The 20640-nt window shown below is 45.4% G+C and carries 15 protein-coding genes; 4 read left to right on the forward strand and 11 right to left on the reverse strand.

Going from position 1 to position 20640, the window contains the following annotated elements; genetic code table 11:
- Positions 1-16: 16 nt before the first annotated feature.
- From A37S_RS0110785 to A37S_RS0110810, 6 genes are all read right to left on the reverse strand, one after another.
- On the reverse strand, positions 17-745 hold the full coding sequence (locus A37S_RS0110785) for a hypothetical protein (RefSeq protein ID WP_157278574.1): 729 nt from the start codon (positions 743-745) through the stop codon (positions 17-19).
- Between the two features lie 107 nt (positions 746-852).
- Positions 853-1653, reverse strand: a complete 801-nt coding sequence (locus A37S_RS0110790; RefSeq protein ID WP_028296990.1) for a DUF4198 domain-containing protein — start codon at positions 1651-1653, stop codon at positions 853-855.
- Positions 1654-1768: 115 nt separating this feature from the next.
- Complete coding sequence (gene lpxB / locus A37S_RS0110795) at positions 1769-2887, reverse strand: lipid-A-disaccharide synthase (RefSeq protein WP_028296991.1); 1119 nt, start codon at positions 2885-2887, stop codon at positions 1769-1771.
- Between the two features lie 83 nt (positions 2888-2970).
- Positions 2971-3240 carry a hypothetical protein gene (locus A37S_RS0110800; protein WP_051293024.1) on the reverse strand — a complete coding sequence of 90 codons (270 nt, stop codon included), beginning with the start codon at positions 3238-3240 and terminating at the stop codon, positions 2971-2973.
- A 1-nt stretch (position 3241) separates the two neighbouring features.
- Entirely contained in the window at positions 3242-4021 is a 780-nt protein-coding gene (gene surE, locus A37S_RS0110805) for a 5'/3'-nucleotidase SurE (RefSeq protein ID WP_028296993.1), read from the reverse strand.
- 84 nt (positions 4022-4105) lie between these two features.
- Positions 4106-4291 (reverse strand): CsbD family protein, encoded by a 186-nt coding sequence (locus tag A37S_RS0110810; RefSeq protein WP_028296994.1) that lies wholly within the window; start codon positions 4289-4291, stop codon positions 4106-4108.
- A gap of 585 nt (positions 4292-4876) precedes the next feature.
- Here A37S_RS0110810 and A37S_RS0110815 point away from each other — a divergent pair.
- The 4 genes from A37S_RS0110815 to A37S_RS27760 all read left to right on the forward strand — a co-directional run bounded on the left by A37S_RS0110815 (position 4877) and on the right by A37S_RS27760 (position 11932).
- The gene (locus A37S_RS0110815; RefSeq protein ID WP_036602258.1) at positions 4877-7840 is read left to right on the forward strand and encodes a SusC/RagA family TonB-linked outer membrane protein; all 2964 of its coding nucleotides are present in this window, start codon (positions 4877-4879) and stop codon (positions 7838-7840) included.
- 14 nt (positions 7841-7854) lie between these two features.
- Positions 7855-9483, forward strand: a complete 1629-nt coding sequence (locus tag A37S_RS0110820) for a RagB/SusD family nutrient uptake outer membrane protein (protein WP_028296996.1) — start codon at positions 7855-7857, stop codon at positions 9481-9483.
- Positions 9484-9738: 255 nt separating this feature from the next.
- On the forward strand, positions 9739-11073 hold the full coding sequence (locus A37S_RS0110830; protein WP_028296997.1) for an ATP-binding protein: 1335 nt from the start codon (positions 9739-9741) through the stop codon (positions 11071-11073).
- Between the two features lie 421 nt (positions 11074-11494).
- Positions 11495-11932: a transposase gene (locus A37S_RS27760; protein ID WP_028296998.1), complete on the forward strand. Its 438-nt coding sequence runs from the start codon at positions 11495-11497 to the stop codon at positions 11930-11932.
- A 67-nt stretch (positions 11933-11999) separates the two neighbouring features.
- Here A37S_RS27760 and A37S_RS24415 read toward each other — a convergent pair whose 3' ends face one another.
- The 5 genes from A37S_RS24415 to A37S_RS24420 all read right to left on the reverse strand — a co-directional run bounded on the left by A37S_RS24415 (position 12000) and on the right by A37S_RS24420 (position 20586).
- The gene (locus tag A37S_RS24415) at positions 12000-13163 is read right to left on the reverse strand and encodes a glycoside hydrolase family 76 protein (RefSeq protein ID WP_084163861.1); all 1164 of its coding nucleotides are present in this window, start codon (positions 13161-13163) and stop codon (positions 12000-12002) included.
- 11 nt (positions 13164-13174) lie between these two features.
- Positions 13175-14302, reverse strand: a complete 1128-nt coding sequence (locus A37S_RS0110845; protein WP_028296999.1) for a SusE domain-containing protein — start codon at positions 14300-14302, stop codon at positions 13175-13177.
- A 33-nt stretch (positions 14303-14335) separates the two neighbouring features.
- Positions 14336-15967 (reverse strand): RagB/SusD family nutrient uptake outer membrane protein, encoded by a 1632-nt coding sequence (locus A37S_RS0110850; RefSeq protein ID WP_028297000.1) that lies wholly within the window; start codon positions 15965-15967, stop codon positions 14336-14338.
- 14 nt (positions 15968-15981) lie between these two features.
- Entirely contained in the window at positions 15982-19341 is a 3360-nt protein-coding gene (locus A37S_RS0110855) for a TonB-dependent receptor (protein ID WP_028297001.1), read from the reverse strand.
- A gap of 81 nt (positions 19342-19422) precedes the next feature.
- A complete protein-coding gene (locus A37S_RS24420) occupies positions 19423-20586 on the reverse strand; it encodes a FecR family protein (RefSeq protein WP_051293030.1) in 1164 nt (387 codons plus the stop codon).
- Positions 20587-20640: the final 54 nt, after the last annotated feature.

The following is a 20640-nucleotide window of genomic DNA, read 5'->3' on the forward strand; positions in this document are numbered from 1 at the left end:
GCGTACATAAAAATATTCAATCAAAGATGAGCGAGGCCCCAAAGCGATAGCTCATGTAACAATCAATCAGAAACAATACCAGTATCAAGATCAGTATAACAGCCACCCAGGTCCTCACCCATTCCCGCCCGTCGAAGGCAAAAGTATCGGGATGGATGTAAAACTCCGAGAACACGTTCTTACCTACATGCAGATCGGGTCGAAATCTTCGGATGCCCCGCACGAAATGCCCTATCAGTTCCCTTTGATTGCCAGTATAGTAGCTACGACCAATATCGGTCATGAAGGTTACCGTCCTGGGCCCACCATTTACAAAAATACGGAACAAAGTGGGACCACGCCTTTGGGTCTGGGCATAGACATCGGGCGTATGATGTTCGTTGGAGCATTGCAGGTCTTTATACAATATGGCATCCGAATGACCGTCTGCATAGCGGTAGTGTATCCCCTCTCGGTCCACATAAAGTGCTACCACTGATTTTCTCCGCAAGGAGCGGATATGGCGGATGAGCAGGTACAGCAAACCGAGAAGCAGGGAATGGGAAAATACAATGACCACCACGTTTGTTATGCGACTGGCGCCATAATAATCGTCCAAAGCAAACCCCACAGGAATCATGAAGAGACATAGTAGCAACAATCCCATAAGGCCGAATAGCAAAAGTCGAAGCAGCCAGGTCAAAACCCAATTGGGTCTTGCGTGTACTGCTTCAAAACTGTCTTTATCTGCTATTGCGTGCTTCACATCCATCATAACAAAGATACGCCAGCACGACCTCAGTTGGAATAATGGTTTTCAGGGATTTGACAGAACGCTAGTGCAAGCATCTGGCAGCATGGTGTTGGCCGAACCTATTGAAAGCGGAAAGAATAAGAGCTTTGATAGAAATTGTAATTCACGCCTTCTTCTTCACTGGGATTGGCATATACTGCCTGCACAAGCCACAAGCCAGAGCGATTCAACTTAAAGAAAAACTGTCCGTCATCGTTCGATCTATACCTGGCAGCAAAAATTTGCCCGTTCATGGCTTTTGTGTAGATCACAATGCTGACCCCCTTTTGTGGCTTTCCGTTCAGGTAGGCTACCGCAATGATATCATCGCCATACAGAAGTTTATATGGATTTTGTTGCAATATGATCTCCAATTGCTTTCCCTCTACTTTGCTGTGCAATCCACCACTATTTTTATCGGTCATAGTCAAAGCTTTGGCAGTAAAGAACGTATTGGCGGTATATTCCGTAGTAAATCCAGATGAATCTATAACAGAAGCCAAATCGGTGAGATTTTCGGCGTTGGCAAATTCTTCCACGGTAAGGTGATCGTGCTCCGCTTTCCCTCCGCTAAATTCGACGGTCAATAAGCTTTGTCCGGTATTTTGCTGCTGTGCCGAAAAACGGACAAAAGCTGTTGAGTCTATTTTTAAATCGGGGATCTTTTTCCCTCCTTGCAAATAACTAAAAACAGACAGATTACCAACCGTTTCAGGAGCAATGGCTGTGCTGTCCAATCCCCGTCCCTGGTAAAGCACATACATGACCGAATCACCCTTATTGTTTGAATATTTATCGGCAATTAAGGAGTAGTCTTGGGCATAGAGGCCAAAAGAAAAAAACAATTGAAATAGCAAACAACTAATATAGGATCTAAGCATGCAAACGTTCTTTTTTTCGTCCAAACCTAATCAAAAATTTTCTCTCTACCTAAACTGCTATGGATTTTAACACTTATGTGTTGCTCTTTGCTTATCGAGCCATCGCTTCATGGCGCTAATCGCCTTTTAGGTAACCTACCACTAGCTCGGCCACCCTATCTGATGCTCCAGGCTTGCCCATCAATTCGTCCAGGCGATCGTATTCGGCTAGCACATAGCTGCGCCGTTCCTTATTGTTCAACAATAGATCCAGTTCATCGGCAATGGTATCATGATTGGCTTCTTTCTGAATCAATTCCTTCACCACTTCATCGTCCAGTATGAGATTGACCAGGGAGATAAAGGCTACCTTGATAACTTTGCGTGCTATGGCAATACTGATGGGATTGGCCTTATAGACCACCACCTGTGGTACGTGCAGGAGTGCCGTTTCCAAAGTGGCCGTACCGCTTGCCACTACTGCAGCCTCGGCATGTTTCAACAGGTCGTAAGTTTGACCGAACACAATAGGCACTTCCATTTCGTCCATGTAGCGTTTGTAATAGGCTGTATCAAAATTGGGTGCCCCTGCTATCACAAACTGGTGCATGGGAAAAAGCCCCACAAGCTTCATCATCTCGGGCAATAGTCTGGAGATTTCCATTTTTCGGCTTCCTGGCAATAGGGCGATGATTGGCCTGTCTGCTCGCAAATGGTTTTCCATCAGGAAATCAGCACGATAAGGGTAGCTAGCAATAGCATCCAACAAGGGATTACCCACATAATCGACCTTCATGCCCCACTGCTCGTAGAACTCCACTTCAAAAGGCAAGATGCAAAATAGGTGATCCACTATCTTCTTTATCTTTTTTACACGTCCCGTATTCCAAGCCCACACCTTAGGTGAGATATAATAAAAGACCTTGATATCGTGCTTTTTGGCGAACTCCGCCAGTTTGAGATTGAAACCTGGGAAGTCAATGAGCACGAGCGCATCGGGTTTCTTCTGCAAAATATCGGCTTTTACTTTTTTGAGGTTGGATAGCACGGTGCCCAGATTGGCCACCACCTCCACAAAGCCCATAAAAGACATTTCAGACGTATGCAACAGGGGCTTCTTGCCACTCGCCGCTGCCATTAGATCGCCACCTACAATCTCAAAATCGGCTCCCTTGTCGCGCTCGCGCAATGCCTTAATCAGATTGGAACCATGCAGATCTCCCGAGCTCTCGCCAGCAACCAGGTAGTATTTCATGCTGAAAAAGTAAAAATAAAAAAGTAAAAATAAAAAAGATATGAGATATGAGAATTGAGACATCACTTTGCCTTCCCCATACCTCAAACCTTAAATCCTTTCAAATACAACAATAGCAACATGCAGGCAAAAGTGACCAATATTACTCCCCTCGCAGTCCCGTCCTTCTCGTTTTTATATAAATAGCGAAGCAAGATTAAATTGACCGCAGCAGACAACACATACGCTAGGAGCGGCTTTCTTTGCGTCAAAGTTTCCACGAGATGGTATTCCGTAAAGAAAAAAGCGATCAAGGGAGCCACGCTGCCTAGCAGGCAGCCAAACAAGATGTGATTGTAACGCAAAAATACCATGTTATTTCCTGACATCGAATGACCAACTGTTCAATTGCGGAATGGCATGATGAGCCGTCATATCAAACTGGGTGGGCACGATGGTCGCATAGCCCCGTTCGATGGCCCACACGTCGGTATCCTCTCCCCTATCATTGAGCACAAACTTGCCTGTCATCCAATAATAGGGACGATTATAGGGATCCATCCTTTCGTCAAAGCCTTCGGCCCAGCGCGCATCTGCCTGCCGGCAGATTTTCACTCCCTTAATCTCTCCTCGGGGAAAGTTCACATTGAGCAATGTGCCCATCTGTATGCCATTGCGAATGACCTGACTGGCAATGGACGAGGCCCATTTTCTGCAGGTAGAGAAATCGGCGTCATAGGAAAAGTCGTCATAGGAAAACCCGATACTGGGTATACCCTCAATGGCACCTTCTACCGCAGCAGACATGGTACCACTATAAAGCACGTTGATGGAATTGTTGATGCCATGATTGATTCCCGAAACGCATAAGTCGGGCTTCTTGTCACCAAAGATCTTATGAACGGCCAGTTTCACGCAATCTACGGGCGTGCCGGTACATTTATACATTTCCACTCCCTCATAGAGATCCATGGCGTCTATGCGCAAGGGTTCTCCAAAGGTAATGGCATGCCCCATGCCAGACTGCGGCTTATCTGGCGCTACCACCGTCACCTTGCCCAGATGCTGCATTTCCTCTATCAGCACGCGAATGCCGGGGGCATCCACGCCATCGTCGTTGACAACCAGTATATGTGGCATTTTGCTTTTTGTCATGGGACGAAAATAACAAAAAGAAAGCGTTTCGACCATAGTAGATCGAAACGCTTTCACCCTCATCAGTTCAAAATTGGTTAGCTATTACAAACTATTTAACCAATCTACTACTTGATCGCGTGTTTTACCAGTTTTTTGTTGCAATTTGCCTATCAACTGATCCTCCTTGCCTTCTTCATACAACAAGTCGTCATCTGTCAATTCAGCATATTTCTCTTTCACTTTTCCTTTCACGGTGTTCCAAGCACCTTTTAACTTCAAATCTGCCATAATAATTTATTTTGCTTTAAAATAGGTAAACAATGTTTTTTGTTTATTTACTTATGCAACAGCTACCCCAAAAAATTGTTTGGCGATCGGAAAATTAACGGTTATTTCGACCAGAAAAAGTATGCCATTTTAATGTTGCATTGAACCAAGTTAAAACACTTGGGCAATTTTTTTGTCTTTTAAGAGTTATATTAAACAAGCAACAAGCATTGATTGCTAACCGATTATTAGACATAAAATAAACTATATGATTTCAAATCTTACATTTTACATTTTACCGGATCCATAAAAAAGCCAGATAACTCGTAAGATTACTTCCATTTAAAGCTTCGCTTTTTTTATGTGCTCTTCCCGTAGCACATGTTATTTTAATTTAACTATCTATTATGAGACGTCTATTATTTCAGCTCCTATTCCCCCCTTGAATCTAATTTGCTAAAGCGATTTAGCCAATATCAAACAATATGATAACAAACACATTTTATCTAACCAATGAATGACGATAGTATGCTTAACCAAGAAAACAAATCTTTTGGAATAAGCGCAATTAGATTTTTGCTCTTATTTTTTTTATGGCTTAGCGCCATGTGGCCCTATCAGCAGGTAATGGCTTTGCAAGAGAACACTGCTGGCAACCAACAGCCCAAAAAAGTTTCAGGAACAGTTACCAGTTCTCCCGACAACTTACCCTTGCCCGGGGTATCCGTTATGATAAAAGGTTCCGATCATGGCACCACCACGGACGAAAATGGCAGGTATACCATTGAAGCATCAAACAATCAGACTATAATTTTCAGATTTATAGGCTATACTGCCAAGGAAGAGCTAGTAGGTGATCGCACTTCTATCAACGTCGCCCTTCAGGGAGAAGACAATAAACTGGAGGAAGTGGTTGTCGTAGGATACGGAACACAAAAGCGTAGCGAGATCAATTCCGCAGTGGCCAATGTGACCGAAGAAGATTTCAATGCCGGTGGCGCTCGCTCTCCAGTAGACCTTATACAAGGAAAGGTAGCCGGTTTAAATATTACCCGTACGCAAGGGAATAACCCAAACTCCGGCGCGTCCATTCAATTACGTGGCATCAATTCATTGACAGGCGGAACCGCGCCTCTGATCGTGGTAGATGGTATACCTGGCGGCAACTTGGATCTAATCCAACAGGACGACATCGAATCATTTTCGGTATTGAAGGATGGCTCCGCTGCGGCCATTTACGGAACGCGCGGTAATGCGGGGGTCATTCTGATCACCACAAAAAAAGGCAAGGCCGGAGACCCTCGTTACGACTACTCCACCTATTTCCAACATGAAGCGGTAGACCGGAAACCAAAGTTCCTATCTGCTTCGCAATTCAGGGACTACATCAGTCAAGGCGTGATAAATCCGAACTTGGATCTGGGCGGCTCCACCGATCTTTATGATGAACTTGTAAACAAGAACAACTTGAGCCAGTACCACAACTTCGCTGCCTCTGGGGGAAGCGAGAAAACAAATTACCGTGCTTCCCTCTATTACAACGATGCCTATGGCATTGCCAAGCGGAATGACCGTGAACAATTTGGCGGACGTATCAATGTCAATCAAACGGGATTGCAAGACCGCCTAAGCATGCAATTCAACCTAGCCGCCAATATGAGCAAGGCCGACCTACTGGGTGGAGGGGTAAATGACGATGGGACGACCAATGGTGCCGACTTTGAACAGGCTGTACAGCGGAATCCCACGGCTCCACTGTACAATCCGGACGGAAGCTTTCTGGAAACCCAAGGTTTCAACAACTATAACCCCGTCGCTCGATTGGCCAATCGCATTTTTGAACGCGACCAGTCCACCCTCAGCGGCGATGCAACATTTACGCTGGACATCATGGACGGTCTGAAGGCCACTGCCTTTGGCTCCTATATAAGAAACCAATATAACGACCGCCGGTATCGCTCGTCGCAAGATTGGGATCAAAGGGAAAATTCGGATTACCAAGGAATGGGATGGGCATCAAAGGCCAACTACCTCACCTGGACAAAAACTTTTGAATCGACCATAGACTATACCACCATCTTTGCGGAAGATCACTCCTTCAACGCAACGGCAGGTTACAGTTATCAATATTCTACTTTTGAACGGTTTGACGTAAACAACAATGGTTTCACCAGCGATGTGACAGAAGATTGGGACCTAGGCGGAGGTAGCGCCATCAACAATCCCCTATTGCCAAGACCGGGCATGGGCAGCTTCAAGGACGACAATACCCTGATCGCTTTTTTTGGTCGTATCAACTATGCTTATCTAGGCAAATATTCTGCACAAGTTATCTTGCGCCGCGAAGGTTCCTCACGGTTTGGTGCCAACCATAAATGGGGCAATTTCCCAGCAGCATCCATTGGATGGACGCTGAGCGAGGAATCCTTTATCCAGGATCTCAACTTTTTCGACAACCTGAAATTCAGGGCCGGCTACGGTATTACCGGCAACCAGGACATAGACAACTATCAATCCTTGCTCACGCTCAGCTATGGCGGTGTATACCCGCAGCAGGGCGTGTACTACCAGACATATGGCCCCTCCCGGAATGCCAATCCCGACCTAAAATGGGAGCGTAAAGCCGAATGGAACTTCGGGCTCGACTTTGCCATATTTGAAAATAGGCTGTCCGGAGCCATAGATGTGTACAACAGAAAGACAAACGATCTACTCTATGAATACAATGCCCAACAACCGGGTTTTGTACGTGATCTCATCTATACCAATGTGGGCAGCATTGCCAACAATGGTGTGGAAGTTTTTCTGACCGGTGAACCGATCAAAAAAGAAAATTTCACTTGGACTGTTGACCTTACCGGAAGTTTGCAGAACAACCGCTTGGATCAGCTGTCCAGTGACGTATTCCAAGCCAACTTTTTGGAATTCGGCGGTCTACCATCTCCCGGTAACCTCGGGAATGCGATCCGTCTAGAAGAGGGAGGACGAGTAGGCAACTTCTATGGCAAGCGCTTTGCTGGGCTTACCGATGATGGCAGGTGGCTGTTCTACAAAGCCGATGGCAGCACGGGCACCGCAAGTGAGATGAGCGACAATGACCTCACGGTGATAGGCAATGGCGTACCAAAATACAATTTGGCAATCAGCAACCGCTTCACGTATAAAAATCTGGATCTAACGGTTTTCCTAAGAGGGAAATTCGGCTTCGATATACTGAATACGCAGGACATGTATTTCGGCAACAAGAAATGGTTGCCAAATAACGTTCTAGAAAGCGCCCTCACCACGCATGGCAACTTGGATGACGACCCTCAGTACTCTGACTATTACCTGGAAAAAGGGGATTTTGTGAAATTGGACAACGTGACATTGGGATACAGCTTTCAGCTAAACACCAATTATATCCGCAACCTACGGATCTATGCAACAGGAAGAAATCTGCTCACATTTACCGGTTATAGTGGCATCGATCCAGAATTGCAGGATACAGGGTTCACCACGGGGATAGATAGCCGTGGGTTTTATCCACGTACACGTTCTTGGACCATAGGTTTGAATGTTGGATTTTAAAGGAAGAAAGAATTATGAAAATCATATCAAATAAGCAATTGTACATTTGTTTCTGCCTTCTATCCCTATGGATGATGCAGGCGTGTACCAAGCTAGACGAAAATCCGTATAGTGAAATCAGGGAAGATCAATTTTTCAACAATCGGCGAGAGGTATTGCAAGCGGCGTTGAGACCTTTCACCCATTTGCAGGCCTGGTATACGTTCAATGGCGACCAAGGTTATTATTATCACAGTGAGCTGTCCGCCGATCAGTTGGCCTGGCCACAAAAAGGAAGGCATGGCTATGATGCGGGAGACCACTTCAGACAACACTACCATACCTGGACAGACAATGAAAGCCGCATGCGTGGGTGCTGGATTCTGATGTGGACAGGCTTGGGATATGTCAACAATGCCCTGGAAAACATTGAACAACTAGACCCAGAAACCGTGGGCATGGAGGAAGAGGAGCTGACGGCCATTGTTGCTGAGTTACGTGTTCTGCGTGCTTTTCATTATATGAAAATCATGGATCTATGGGGCAATGTACCCATTACCACCGAGGTATCTACAGGCATAGACAATCCGGAAACAAAATCCAGGGCCGAAGTGTTCGATTTCGTACAAACCGAATTGGAAACCTATGTACCCCAGATGTTCCCATTATCCAGCGAGTTGATTGGTCGTGTATCCATGGCCGCTGGCTATGCCATGCTGGCCGAACTCTACCTGAACGCAGAGAAATGGAGAGGAACGCCCATGTGGGAAGAATGTATCGCTGCCTGTGACAAGATTATCAGCGGCGAGGCCGGAGGATTGGGCGGAACGCCCAGTTTGGCAACTGATCTCAACAGTACGTTTAGCAATACCAATAAAAATGCTACGGAAAACCTCTTTCAATTTGCCTACAGCAGGCAAGGTGGTTTTGCCATTGGCTGGGGCATGTTGATGGGATATGATTACATGCGCGACGTGCTGAACGTCGGTTATGGCGGATCCAATGGGTTTGTGGTCATTCCCACGGCTTTTGACAGCTATGCGGAAAATGACCTCCGGAAGAAGGAATGGTTTCTCTTTGGTCCACAATACCGATATGGTACTACTACCCCCGTACTAGGCACCGAAGAATACGATGGGCAACCTTTTATTTTGGTCAACAGCATTCGCCGCGAAAGCCAAGGAGATACCACCAGCGAAGGTGGCATGGCCGAAGGGGAAGAGAATAGTGGCGCACGTTTCAACAAATACAAGTCTGGCACCTTGAGTGATCAAAACTATTTGGAAAACCACTATGTCATGTACCGCCTCACGGAAATCTATTTCAACAAAGCAGAAGCTTTGATGCGCCAAAATGGCGGAAACGCCACGCAGGAAGCGGTAGATTTAATCAACGCCTCCAGAAGGCGTGCCTTTTCTGAAGCCGACTGGCCAGAAGCACAATATACCCCAGCCTCTCTGACTATGGACGAACTACTTGCAGAAAGAGGCAGGGAATTCATCTTCGAAGGCAAACGCAGAACCGATTTGATCCGTTTTGGCAAGTTTACAACAGCTACTTGGTGGGACCACCAACCATCTGGGGATCCGAACAAGGAATTGTACGCCATACCAAACACACAAATCGCCATCAATCCAAACTTGGTGCAAAATCCCGGTTACTAAGCATAATAAACGAGGAGGCTGTCCGAAAAGTCGGGCAGCCTCTTTATTGAACAGAATTTTATAAATTTACGCAGTCTTAATTTCGGGAAGTCGAAAAAATTCCCGTTGAAGCCTGTCATCATTTTGAAAAAAGTCATTGAAATACTCAAAGGGTATCCGCTTATGAACGAAGAAGCTGAACAGGATTTTGATAGAAAAAATCATAAAGGCTAAAAACCTAACCCCCGAAATTATCATCACTGAAAGTTTTAGCGAATGAGTCAGCGCACAAAAGAACATCAAAACATAGAATGGAAAGAGTCGTGGCATAGTGACTATTTCAAGTGGATTTGTGGTTTTGCAAATGCCCAAGGAGGAATTTTGTTTATCGGTAAGGATGATAGAGGGAACCTAAAGCACGTAGCAAATGCGAAGAAACTTTTGGAAGACATTCCTAACCAGGTGAGAGACCTTTTAGGATTGATGGTAGATGTAAACTTGCATACAGAAAATGAATCCGATTATTTGGAAGTAATAGTTGAGCCATATCCTTTTCCCATAAGTCTGAGAGGCAAGTATTATTATAGGTCAGGAAGCACAATACAGGAATTAAAAGGCACAGCCTTAACCAAATTTTTGCTTCAGCGACAAGGCAAGAAATGGGATGGGGTACCTGTTCCCAACATTACAGTCGATGGCCTTAAAAACGATACGTTCGATTTCTTTAGAAAGAAAGCTGCCAAAAGCAAACGATTAGAACCTGAAGATATCGAAGGAACGAATCAAGAGTTACTAGAAAGCCTACAACTCTATTTGGAAGATGAAAAAATGATTAAGCGTGCCGGAATATTACTTTTTCATCCCAAACCTGAAAAGTTTGTCACCGGAGCGTTTGTTAAAATTGGCTTTTTTGAGAATGAAGTTGATTTAGTTTTTCAGGATGAAATACACGGGAATCTTTTTGAACAGATTGAAACCTCAATAAATTTGCTGTTCACTAAATACATCAAAGCTCTTATCAGTTACGAGGGAATTTCTCGTGTAGAAACTTATGAATACCCAAGAGAAGCCATTCGGGAAGCTTTACTCAATGCTGTTGCCCACAAGGATTATTCGGGTGGGATTCCCATTCAAATCAAAGTGTTCAAAGACCGGTTAATGATTTGGAATGATGGACAATTACCCGAAAACTGGACTATTAATAATCTTTTGATTAATCATGCGTCAAGACCATATAATCCTGATATTGCCAATACATTATTCAGAAGTGGTTATATCGAATCGTGGGGGCGTGGCATTGCTAAAATGACTGAAAAATGCGTAGCGGCAGGACTCCCCAAACCTAATTATTTTTTTGATGGCTCTGACTTTTGGGTAGAGTTCAAAAAAGATGTTTATAATGAGGAATATCTGATTGATCTTGGTTTGAATGAAAGACAGGTAAGGGCGATTCTTTATGTCAAAGAAAATAGTTTTATCACAAATTCTATTTACCAAAAAATGAATAACACAAAACAGACGCTTTCATCAGAAGAACTTAACGAATTGGTAGATAAAGGAATTTTGAAATCGTCAGGTTTAAAAGGTAGAGGAGCAAAATATGTGATATAACCTAATTGTTCGCTAATTGTTCGTTTTGTTCGCTAATTGTTCAGAATGCAGCAATAGTGGGGTTTCAGGCATTCGTAGATTGAGAAATAAAGAATAAATAATGGACTCACAAAGGGCTCAAATAATTTGAAACAATGAAAGAAAAAGACTTAAAACATAGCTTACAGCAAATCTTCGACTTTTCCATTTGGAAAGAGATATTACCTTTATTCTGATGCAGATACCAAGAGCGGACAGGTGGAAGTCCACGCTTTATGTATCAGTTGTTTGAAGATTTTAGCAAACCATCAAATTTTCACAGCCAATGTTTGACCAAGTTGTTTTTTAAAACATTAAACACCCAAAGAACCAATGATGTGTTTTAGATCGATGGTTTGAAAGGAAAGCTGAACGGTTCTCGTGTACCTTACCTGAACGGTATATGTGCAAGGAAAGCCCGCTTCGGGGTTCCTGCCACCAGGCTGCTGGCAATCGCAGGATAGAGGAAAACCACCGGTTAAACGAACTCAAGTCCCAGGCAAAGGAACTTCTGATGAGCGAAAAAGGCCTGAGACACCGAAGTAAACGGGCCACAGAACCCAAAGCCGTGTTCGGACAGCTCAAAAGCAACAATAAGTTTAACCGGTTTACGTTCATGGGATTGGAAAAAGTAGAAATGGAGTTCCTATTGATGACAATTGGACACAACTTTAGAAAAATGGCAGCCAAGGGCCTTTCCACGCTGAAACTTATCTTCCAAATGCCTAAAATGCCCCTTATATTCACCTGTAATATTAACAATGGAGGGCTTGAGGACATCATATTCGCATCAACTCAAAATAGCAACCAAAAATTTGACCAGCATAAAATAGCCGCATAAAAAAAGGCTGCCCTTTTCGGACAGCCCTCTCGTTTAATAAATAGGATTTTCTAAAATAGAAGCTTGTTTATTCTATCAATCCACCATCTTGCAGTTTACTGATAGCTTCCATCATCATCACACCGCTCAATTGGGTGGACAGATCTGTACTTTCTCCAGGGAGATTGTTCCAGTCTGGCCCCACCATCATAGACGGACGGGCGATGCTCTTTGAAAATACCGTTTGCCCATTGAACAATAAAAAGCGCAGGAAATCCTCCCTGTCCACACTACTTATACCCTCCTCCATGGCCAAAAGGGTAAGATACCTTACCATAATGCCTTTGAATAGTCCACCATCGCCCTGGTTCTCATTGTTCAAAATACCACCAGGAGCTATGGACATGCTGTTCAGCGCAGCCTTAGCCGTCCTAACGGCATCTTGGAGATAAGTCGTATTTTGGGTATTCCTGTACAGCTCCAACCCTGCGCCAATGACCACTCCCTGGTTATAGGTAAACAACCACGATTTATCGATTTCCCCGTCTCCATTGCGATTGATTCCGTCCCATGCTATTCCCGTGCTAGGGTCTATCAACGTGTTTTTCAACCATTCGTATAAAGAGACTGCCTGTTCAATATCCTCTTCGCTACCGAACCGTTCGTATAGACGACAGGCCAATATAATGGCTGGTGCATTGGCAGGCGTATTCTTGTAGTCCAGCTGACCTTTTCTCCATGCAACACCACCGCCTTGATGATCGTTGATCCCGGTTTGTATATCTGCCCATAGGATCTCTACCGCGTCCAAATAATCGGCATCTTGCGTTAGGTCATAAGCGCGAAGCGCCGACAATGCCAACCATTCCATATCATCATAGAACTCGTTGGGATAATGTCCGTTGTTGGTTTCCCGGATACCGAGCAACAAGTTTTTCATTTTGGGTACATAGGCCGCGTCTTCTGTACGCTCATACCCATCTACCAGCACATCAAGCATGTGCGCGTTCCACCAATAATGAAAATTGTTGCTGCTGGTATTATTCTCCTTAAAGTACCTGCCATTGGCGGATAGAAACACTTCATAAGTGGTAGCCTGCAAGGAATCTGCTGTAGCATGCCAGGTGTAGTTTACCTGTTCCGTCTCCCTATCTGGATACAGAGGAACCGCTTCATCGCTGCAAGCGCCACACGACAAGCCTAAGAGCATTGCCGCAGTCCATTTCCACATCTTACTTCTAGTACATCTCATAATTTACCTCCTTAGTTTGCGACCGTGACCGAATGCGTATAGGCCTCCACCTCACGATTAAAGATGACCTTCACATGGGCCTTTTTATTATCGACATCCCCATCAAACTTAAACGAATTGTTCCATCTATCATTGGTCACGGGAACCATGAACCAATAAGATGCCTGTGTGGTGGAAGTAGGTCGGTTATTGTCCGTATTTCTGCTGCCGTACCATTCCTCTTTCTCTTCGCCTCCATCGATCACCTTAAACCTGAATTTATATCGCTCGTCACGTCCCCAGCTTTCCTGCTTGAACACGACATCTACATTCTGTACTTCCCATGTACCATTTCCTGTATATGGAATGGTGAACCAAAACGTGTCGTCGGGAGCAAACCAAAGCGCCAGCTCATTTATTTCCGTCATCTGCACGGAAGCATTGTTGAAGTTGAGCTTGATGCGATAAATTTTTTCACCGCTATGCTCGCTGCTACCACCTTCTACGATAATCCCATCCGTATTGATGGAATATACCTGTGCGTTCTCATTCCTTCCATCCAAGAAGCTATAGGAGCCGTTCCCCAATTTGGTATAAATCTCAAATTCGCCATTGGCGATTTGCTTAAAGGCAAGCGCATTGCCTACATCGCTTCCCCCTTCCGAGGCATCGCCCGTGATGTACAACTCACTTGGCAAAGTAGAAAAGCCCATCGGCCTTTCCAAGTGTAGTTTATGTATCGCCACCGCCCTTTGTGCATTGATGCCCTTGGAAGAGACGACGCTCCATAGCACTGTCCCGGTTTCCATGGCCGCAATGCCGGCCATTTCGGCAATTTGATTGAGCCTAGCATGTGTAACGGTGAGGTTGCGCTGCATGCCATTGCCATCTGAAGGCAACCTATACAGGGGATTGGAGAAATCTCCATCTGCTTTGTCGAACACGACCTCATACATCACCAAGCCGTTATCGGCAGCTCTGGCCATTTCCCATTCAAAGGTTTCGCTTCCTGTTCCCAGCTTCACAAAGGCATCATCTTTGGGCAAGTATAGGTTGCTCACCTCGCTCACTTCGGTATGGCTAAGTTCTTTATCCTTATTGCAAGAAGAGTATACCAGCGATGCTATCGCACACAATAGCATACCAAGTTTTATTTTCATATTCATGATCAAATTCAGATTTAATGGTTTCAATTAGTTTTCCCAACCCGGATTTTGTTCTAAGTTGCTGTTCAGATTTCGCTCATCCCTGGGTATGGGCCATAAATAATGCTTATTGCTATCGAAGGTGCGCAAATTGGCTCTTATATAGCCATTATCTTCATTGGCCGGGCCAAACTTGGCACCGTGCGCCCAGCCGTTAAGCACCTGCTCTGCTATCCGCCACCTTCTTATGTCGAATATACGCGTCCCTTCAAAGGCAAATTCACTACGCCTTTCGTTGCGGATCAAATCGCGCAAGCCTTCCTGCGAAAGGTCTGCACGATAATTCAGCGCTTCGGCCTGGGTAAATCCTGCTCGGGTGCGGATAGCCCTTACGGTCAAATCCCAATCTTCTTGTCCCAATTTCACAAGCTCGTTCTTTGCTTCTGCATACATGAGCAATATATCCGCGTATCGTATCAAAATTAGATTGAGTCCCGACAAGAAATTATTGCCATGAGAGGGATCGTAGTACTTGCGCCAATAGTAGCCAGTGGGCGAACTTGCGGTGCCCGGTGCATATTCATCGGCGCTGGCATTTCCCGAACTCGGAGCCGTTCCCGGTTTGATATAGATCGTTTGCACACTTCCATCCGGTCTCCTCCACTGGTATTGGTCATACACGACAGTAGACGCCATCCGTGGATCCCTGTTTTCATAAGCGTTATCTTCATCATAGCCAGAACCTTCTTCGTCTATCCGCTTGCCATTCAGCATGATGTAGCTATCTACCAGTTCTTGCGTCGGAGCAAGGTTATTGAGCCTCGCACCTACAGACAAGGGCGCAAAATCGAAAAAGTTGCTCCATGTCCTAAATTCGGGCACATATTGCATATCCAAGATCACCTCATTGTTGTTTTCGTTTTCAGGCAGGAACAATCCCTCATAGGAAGGAAATAAAGCATAGTTGCCATTAGCTCCATTCATCAAGGATTCACATGTATTGACCACATCTTGCCAACGGCCTTCGTAGAGATACACCCTCGCCTTCAGCGCCAAGGCGGCACCTTTTGTAATACGTCCCCTATCTGCCGCGCCATATGCCGTATTTATGGGAAGATGCTGTGCGGCAGCATCCAACTCGTTCAATATATATTCCACAACCTGGCCTTTGGGGGTTCTGCTTATGTGTAGCGCTTCCTCCAAGCTAGGATCTTGATCCAGCAAAGGTACGGCGCCAAACCAGGTAGTAAGTTGAAAATGCTTCAAGGCCCTAATAAAACGCGTTTCCGCTTTCATCCTAGCCTTCACGTCTTCATTCATAGGAACTTGGTCGATGTTCTGCAAAATCAGGTTACAGGTCTTTATACCCTGATAATGGTACCTCCATTCATCCAGAATACGCCCCAATGCCGGATCGTAGGTACCCGCAGCCAATGAGGTGGAACCTCCGAAATCGCCACGACCGCTGAAAGCATTGTCGGACATGCCCTCATTGGAAAAAAAGCGTTCGCTATTGCCCATCTGCGAGTAGGCCGTATTGAGGATACTTTTCACTTTCTCTTCCGTTGTCCAATAGTTGAGATCGGTAAAATTGTTCTCTGGGATCAAATCCAATCTCTTACAGGCAACGGCCGTCAACATCAAACAAAATGTCAACGCTATTCTATGTCTTCTTTTCATAATCGTTTACTGCATTAAAAAGTGATGTCCAAACCCATTCCATAATAGATCAAGGTAGGGTATGCCCTACCACTGTTGGCGCCATCGTTCCGGAGGTTGCTATCAAACTCGGTGATTTCCGGATCGATAAACTTCACGCCAGACAGGGTGAAGAGATTCTGCCCGGAAAGGTACACCCTGCACTTTTGCAAACCGATTTTGCCTACCACGCTCGAAGGCAGGCTATAACCTAGTTGGATGTTTTTCAATCTCAAATAGGCGGCATTATACAGATACATATCAGAACCCCTCCTAAAGTTATTGATGTTGGAATTGCTATTATTGGCCGATAGTTGCGGATAGCGCGCATTCGGGTTAGCAGGCGTCCAGTAGTCCAGCTGATGTTGGTACATGGTCAATCCATAGTTGAAATGATAGGGTTCAACCAGCTCTCCCCTGATCATCATGGTACGCTTGCCTACTCCCTGAAGAAAAAGATTCAAGTCCAAGCCCTTAAAAGACACCTGGTATTGGGCACCATAATTAAACCTGGGAAACGGATTGCCAAACACGAACAAGTCGTTGTTGTCTATCACCCCATCGCCATTTACATCCACGTACCTGTTATCGCCCGGCTGCACATTCAGCCCCGGAGGCTTTGGCCCAGCGTTGACGTCGTCGATGGTCTGGAAGTAGCCATCTCTTTTCAGTCCCACATAGGAATTAAAAGGAAATCCCTCCTTGAGTAGTATCTGCAATTCCTCCACACCTTGCAAGCGTTGGTTGCCCTCGAAATAAAGTACTTCATTGTGCGAATCGCCCACGTTCAATGTCAGCATATGCCTAAAAAGCCTACCTTGCTGCGTGTACGTTGCCGCTAGCTCCCATCCTTGGTTGCGTACCTTTGCGGCATTAAAATCGGGCAGGCTAGTTCCAAAAACACCGGGCACCTGTGGTGGAATCAAGATATCACTTGTTACCTTATTGAAATAATCGGCCGATACGGTCAGTTTATCGTTCAAGAAAGTCAAATCCAAGCCGATATTTAAGGTGGCGGCCCTTTCCCATCTGAGATCGGGATTGGCAAAGTTGTACCCTGTGCCTCCCACACCTACGTTATTGAAGCCGTAGGCGTTCTGAAAGGTAAAATAGGTGGTTTGGTACTGGAAATTGCCGACGTTTTGATTACCGACCACACCGTAGGAACCTCTCAACTTGGCATCACCGATCCGTTCTTTGTAGAAATCCATGAAACTTTCGTCGCTCAGCCTGTATCCCGCCGATATGGACGGGAAGAAGCCCCAACGATTATTCTTTCTAAACTTGGACGATCCATCTACACGAAAATTAAATTCGGCATAGTACTTTTCGTCATAGGTATAAGAAGCTCTTCCAAAAAGCGAGTTTAGACTATTTTCCGTCGCAGTCTGGTTGCTATTGCTGGAATTTGTGCCGATCACCGTTTCGGTGATGGGGGTGCCCAATTCCGGATCCGTATAACGCCTATATATGGAAGACATCCTGCTACCAAAATTCTCATTGGATACGCCCACCAGTACGGCTACGTCGTGCCGAGCGAAACTCTTATTGAACTCCGCCATAAATTGCGTGTTTAGTTCCAAGCTTTTATAGGCTTCGTCATTGGTATTTTGGTCTGCTCCCGATACGCCCGATGGGTAGAAATCCACCCGCATGGTTCGCGCAAACTGGTTGTTTGCTTTCAGGCTACCGCCAAAAACTCCTCTTAACTTCAAAAAGTCGGTTACTTTCATCTCTGCGCTCACATTGGCAAATAAATTATCGTCCGTATAGTTCCGAAAACCTCCTTGCTCCAGTACACCTAGCGGATTGAACTCAGTCAATACATCATTGGTCAGGTACCTACCTTCATCGTCTTTCATGCGGTAATATAAGGGCACCCTGGCTGCATCGACCATCAGCGTTTGCGTAGAAGAGGAATGGTCCTTGTTCTCGCTTCGTGCATAGGCCATCTGCGTGGCCAGACGCAACCTACCGACCTCATTGGTCAGGTTAATGCGATAATTGTAGCGTTTCAGGCCGTAATCTGGCCCCACGAAGTTGCTCTGCTGATTGAAGTACCCAGCCGAGACGTGATAGGTGGAAGAGGCATTGCCTCCCGAGAGGCTCAGGTTATGGTTTTGCTGTATAGCCTGCTGCAGGATGCCGTCTACAAACCATTCTTCATCTCCGTCCTCCTGAAACTGCCTAATCTGCGACGGACTGTATACGGGTTGTAGACCGGCATTTACGGCCGATTGATTCCGCAACATGGCGTTTTCATAACCATGGACGGGCTTGAAAAACATATGGGGATCGTTCATGCCCAACAAACCATTGTAGGCCAGCACGCTCCTCGAATCCTTGCTACCTTGTTTGGTAGTAATCAATACCACGCCGTTATTGGCCCTAGAACCATATATCGCCGCACTTCCGGCATCCTTCAACACGGAAACAGAAGCAATATCGGCAGGGTTCAATAAATTGATGTCTCCCCCCACGATACCGTCGATGACCACCAAGGGGCTGTTGTTGCCCAGCGTGCTTATCCCCCTGATGTTGAGATTGATACCCCCACCGGGTTCAGACGACCTTTGCTGTACCACCAAACTGGGGGAAACACCTTGCAGGGCCTGTGTTGTATTGACCACTGGCCTGCCTTCAAAAGCACTGGTTTGTACCTGATCTACAGCAGCTACGACATTCCTTCTTTTTTGCGTGCCATATCCTACGACCACTACTTCATCCAAGGCCGTATTGGATGTCTTCAAGACGACGTCTATCGATGTCCTTCCATTCACCTCTACGGTGAGGTCCTCAAAGCCAATAGCTCTAAAGGTAATGGTGCTCACCGTTTGTGGGGAAGTGATGGTATATAGCCCATCAGCATTGGATGTCGTATTGATGCCGTTATCCGTACGGATACTGACACCCGGAACAGTCTCTCCATTTTCGTCCGCTACCCTGCCCGATATCTTCATCTGCTTTGTTATGGTAGTAGCAGCATCCGTACCGTTCCTTTGAACTATAATAATGGTATTATTATCTCGCTTATAAGTGTATGGCGTATTGCGAAAGCAATAGTCCAATACCTCATCGACCGATTTGCTCGTCATGTCGATGGTTATCGGCTCCATCTTTTCGAGCACTTGTGCATCGCAGAAAACCCGCACATGCGCTTGCCTTTGTATTTCCAGGAAGATTTCTTCTAGGCGTATGTTGCTCTTCCTTATCGTTATATCCTGGGCAAATCCCTTGGCATTGACCTGACTAACCAGTATTACAATAGACAGAAAAAGCATCTTTGCAATCAACACTCCACGTAGTGGAAGACCGCAGTTTTTCTTCAATAGAATCTTAAAATAAAATAGGTTCATAAATTTAGCTTTGGTTATTCCTTCTCAGTATACCTACTCACAGGAATCATATTTCCTGCTTATCCCTTAAAAAAACACGCTTTATAGTTTCTTCACCATCACCCTCCTTCCTACTAAATCCAACTTGATCCCCCCGGTTTCCTCCAACATTTTGAACACATTGCTTACCTGATCGTATTTGGAAATACTACCCCAAAATCGCTTATCTGGGATACCATCCACATATACGATCTCCACGTCGTACCAACGAGCTATCTTGTCCATCACCTGCTCTATGCGTTCATAGTTGAACATAAAATAGCCGTCTTTCCAAGCGGTGGCATATAAGGTCTCCACTTGCTTGACCGATGGCTTTCCATCATCGGATATGCGTGCTTCGTCTCCCGGTTTCAAAACAATTTCATGTCCTTTGGAAGAAAGTTTCACTTTCCCTTCTACCAAGGTGGTATAATTGGCATCTTCTTGATAGCTGGCTATATTGAACTGGGTGCCCAATACCTCTACGTCCATTTTGGGAGCATGGACAATAAAAGGCTTTTGAACCATTTTGGCCACCTCAAAATAGACTTCTCCCGATACTTGTACTTCCCTTTTATCGGTGTTGAAATTGCTGGGAAAACGAATGGTACTGGAAGCATTGAGCCACACCTTCGTGCCATCGGACAGAACGAGTTTGTACTGCCCCCCTTTAGGTGTGCTCAGCACATGTTCTTCCATCTTGCCAGACAGATTGGCCGTAGCTACAGCCTCCAATATGCCCTTTTTCTCCTTAAAGTGCGTGGCTCCAGAGAACTCGATGAGGCTATCCGATGGGTTTGCATCCAGATAAATCTGTCTACCATCTGCCAATAGCAGCATGGCCTTATCGCTGCCCGGGCTGACTACAGGATTCTCCTCAGACAGTAAATCCCTTTCTGTTTTATGGAGATCTACGAAAAACCACGCGGTGGAAAACAACAATACCACTGAGGCAACTTTTAGGAATACCGAGCCCCATCTTATCCTTTGCCCTTGTATAGGCACTGTGCTTCCTATACCAGACTCTATGCCCTTACTGATACGGGCAATCACATCGGCTTCTATGTCCGTATCAAAATTATTGGCTTGCTCATAAAGGTTTAGCACCTTCCGAGCCTCCTTCTTGGGAAGACGCTGTACCCAAGCACGGAATGCTTCCATATCGCTTTCCGTGCTTTGTCCACACCTTACCTTTTCCAGGAACTCTAAAAATTTATATTGGTTCATATAGCTAAAGACACCTATAGCTATGGAAAGGACCCCTCTAGAAATTCAGAAAAA

This window comes from Olivibacter sitiensis DSM 17696 (assembly GCF_000427965.1).
Taxonomy (GTDB): Bacteria; Bacteroidota; Bacteroidia; order Sphingobacteriales; family Sphingobacteriaceae; genus Olivibacter; species Olivibacter sitiensis.

What these genes read in the sequence shown, in the direction of transcription:
- A37S_RS0110790 (WP_028296990.1), bottom strand. Translation starts at nt 1,653, where the DNA reads ATGCTTAGATCCTATATTAGTTGTTTGCTATTTCAATTGTTTTTTTCT.
- lpxB (WP_028296991.1), bottom strand. Translation starts at nt 2,887, where the DNA reads ATGAAATACTACCTGGTTGCTGGCGAGAGCTCGGGAGATCTGCATGGT.
- A37S_RS0110800 (WP_051293024.1), bottom strand. Translation starts at nt 3,240, where the DNA reads ATGGTATTTTTGCGTTACAATCACATCTTGTTTGGCTGCCTGCTAGGC.
- surE (WP_028296993.1), bottom strand. Translation starts at nt 4,021, where the DNA reads ATGACAAAAAGCAAAATGCCACATATACTGGTTGTCAACGACGATGGC.
- A37S_RS0110810 (WP_028296994.1), bottom strand. Translation starts at nt 4,291, where the DNA reads ATGGCAGATTTGAAGTTAAAAGGTGCTTGGAACACCGTGAAAGGAAAA.
- A37S_RS0110815 (WP_036602258.1), top strand. Translation starts at nt 4,877, where the DNA reads ATGTGGCCCTATCAGCAGGTAATGGCTTTGCAAGAGAACACTGCTGGC.
- A37S_RS0110820 (WP_028296996.1), top strand. Translation starts at nt 7,855, where the DNA reads ATGAAAATCATATCAAATAAGCAATTGTACATTTGTTTCTGCCTTCTA.
- A37S_RS0110830 (WP_028296997.1), top strand. Translation starts at nt 9,739, where the DNA reads ATGAGTCAGCGCACAAAAGAACATCAAAACATAGAATGGAAAGAGTCG.
- A37S_RS27760 (WP_028296998.1), top strand. Translation starts at nt 11,495, where the DNA reads ATGTGCAAGGAAAGCCCGCTTCGGGGTTCCTGCCACCAGGCTGCTGGC.
- A37S_RS24415 (WP_084163861.1), bottom strand. Translation starts at nt 13,163, where the DNA reads ATGAGATGTACTAGAAGTAAGATGTGGAAATGGACTGCGGCAATGCTC.
- A37S_RS0110845 (WP_028296999.1), bottom strand. Translation starts at nt 14,302, where the DNA reads ATGAAAATAAAACTTGGTATGCTATTGTGTGCGATAGCATCGCTGGTA.
- A37S_RS0110850 (WP_028297000.1), bottom strand. Translation starts at nt 15,967, where the DNA reads ATGAAAAGAAGACATAGAATAGCGTTGACATTTTGTTTGATGTTGACG.
- A37S_RS0110855 (WP_028297001.1), bottom strand. Translation starts at nt 19,341, where the DNA reads ATGAACCTATTTTATTTTAAGATTCTATTGAAGAAAAACTGCGGTCTT.
- A37S_RS24420 (WP_051293030.1), bottom strand. Translation starts at nt 20,586, where the DNA reads ATGAACCAATATAAATTTTTAGAGTTCCTGGAAAAGGTAAGGTGTGGA.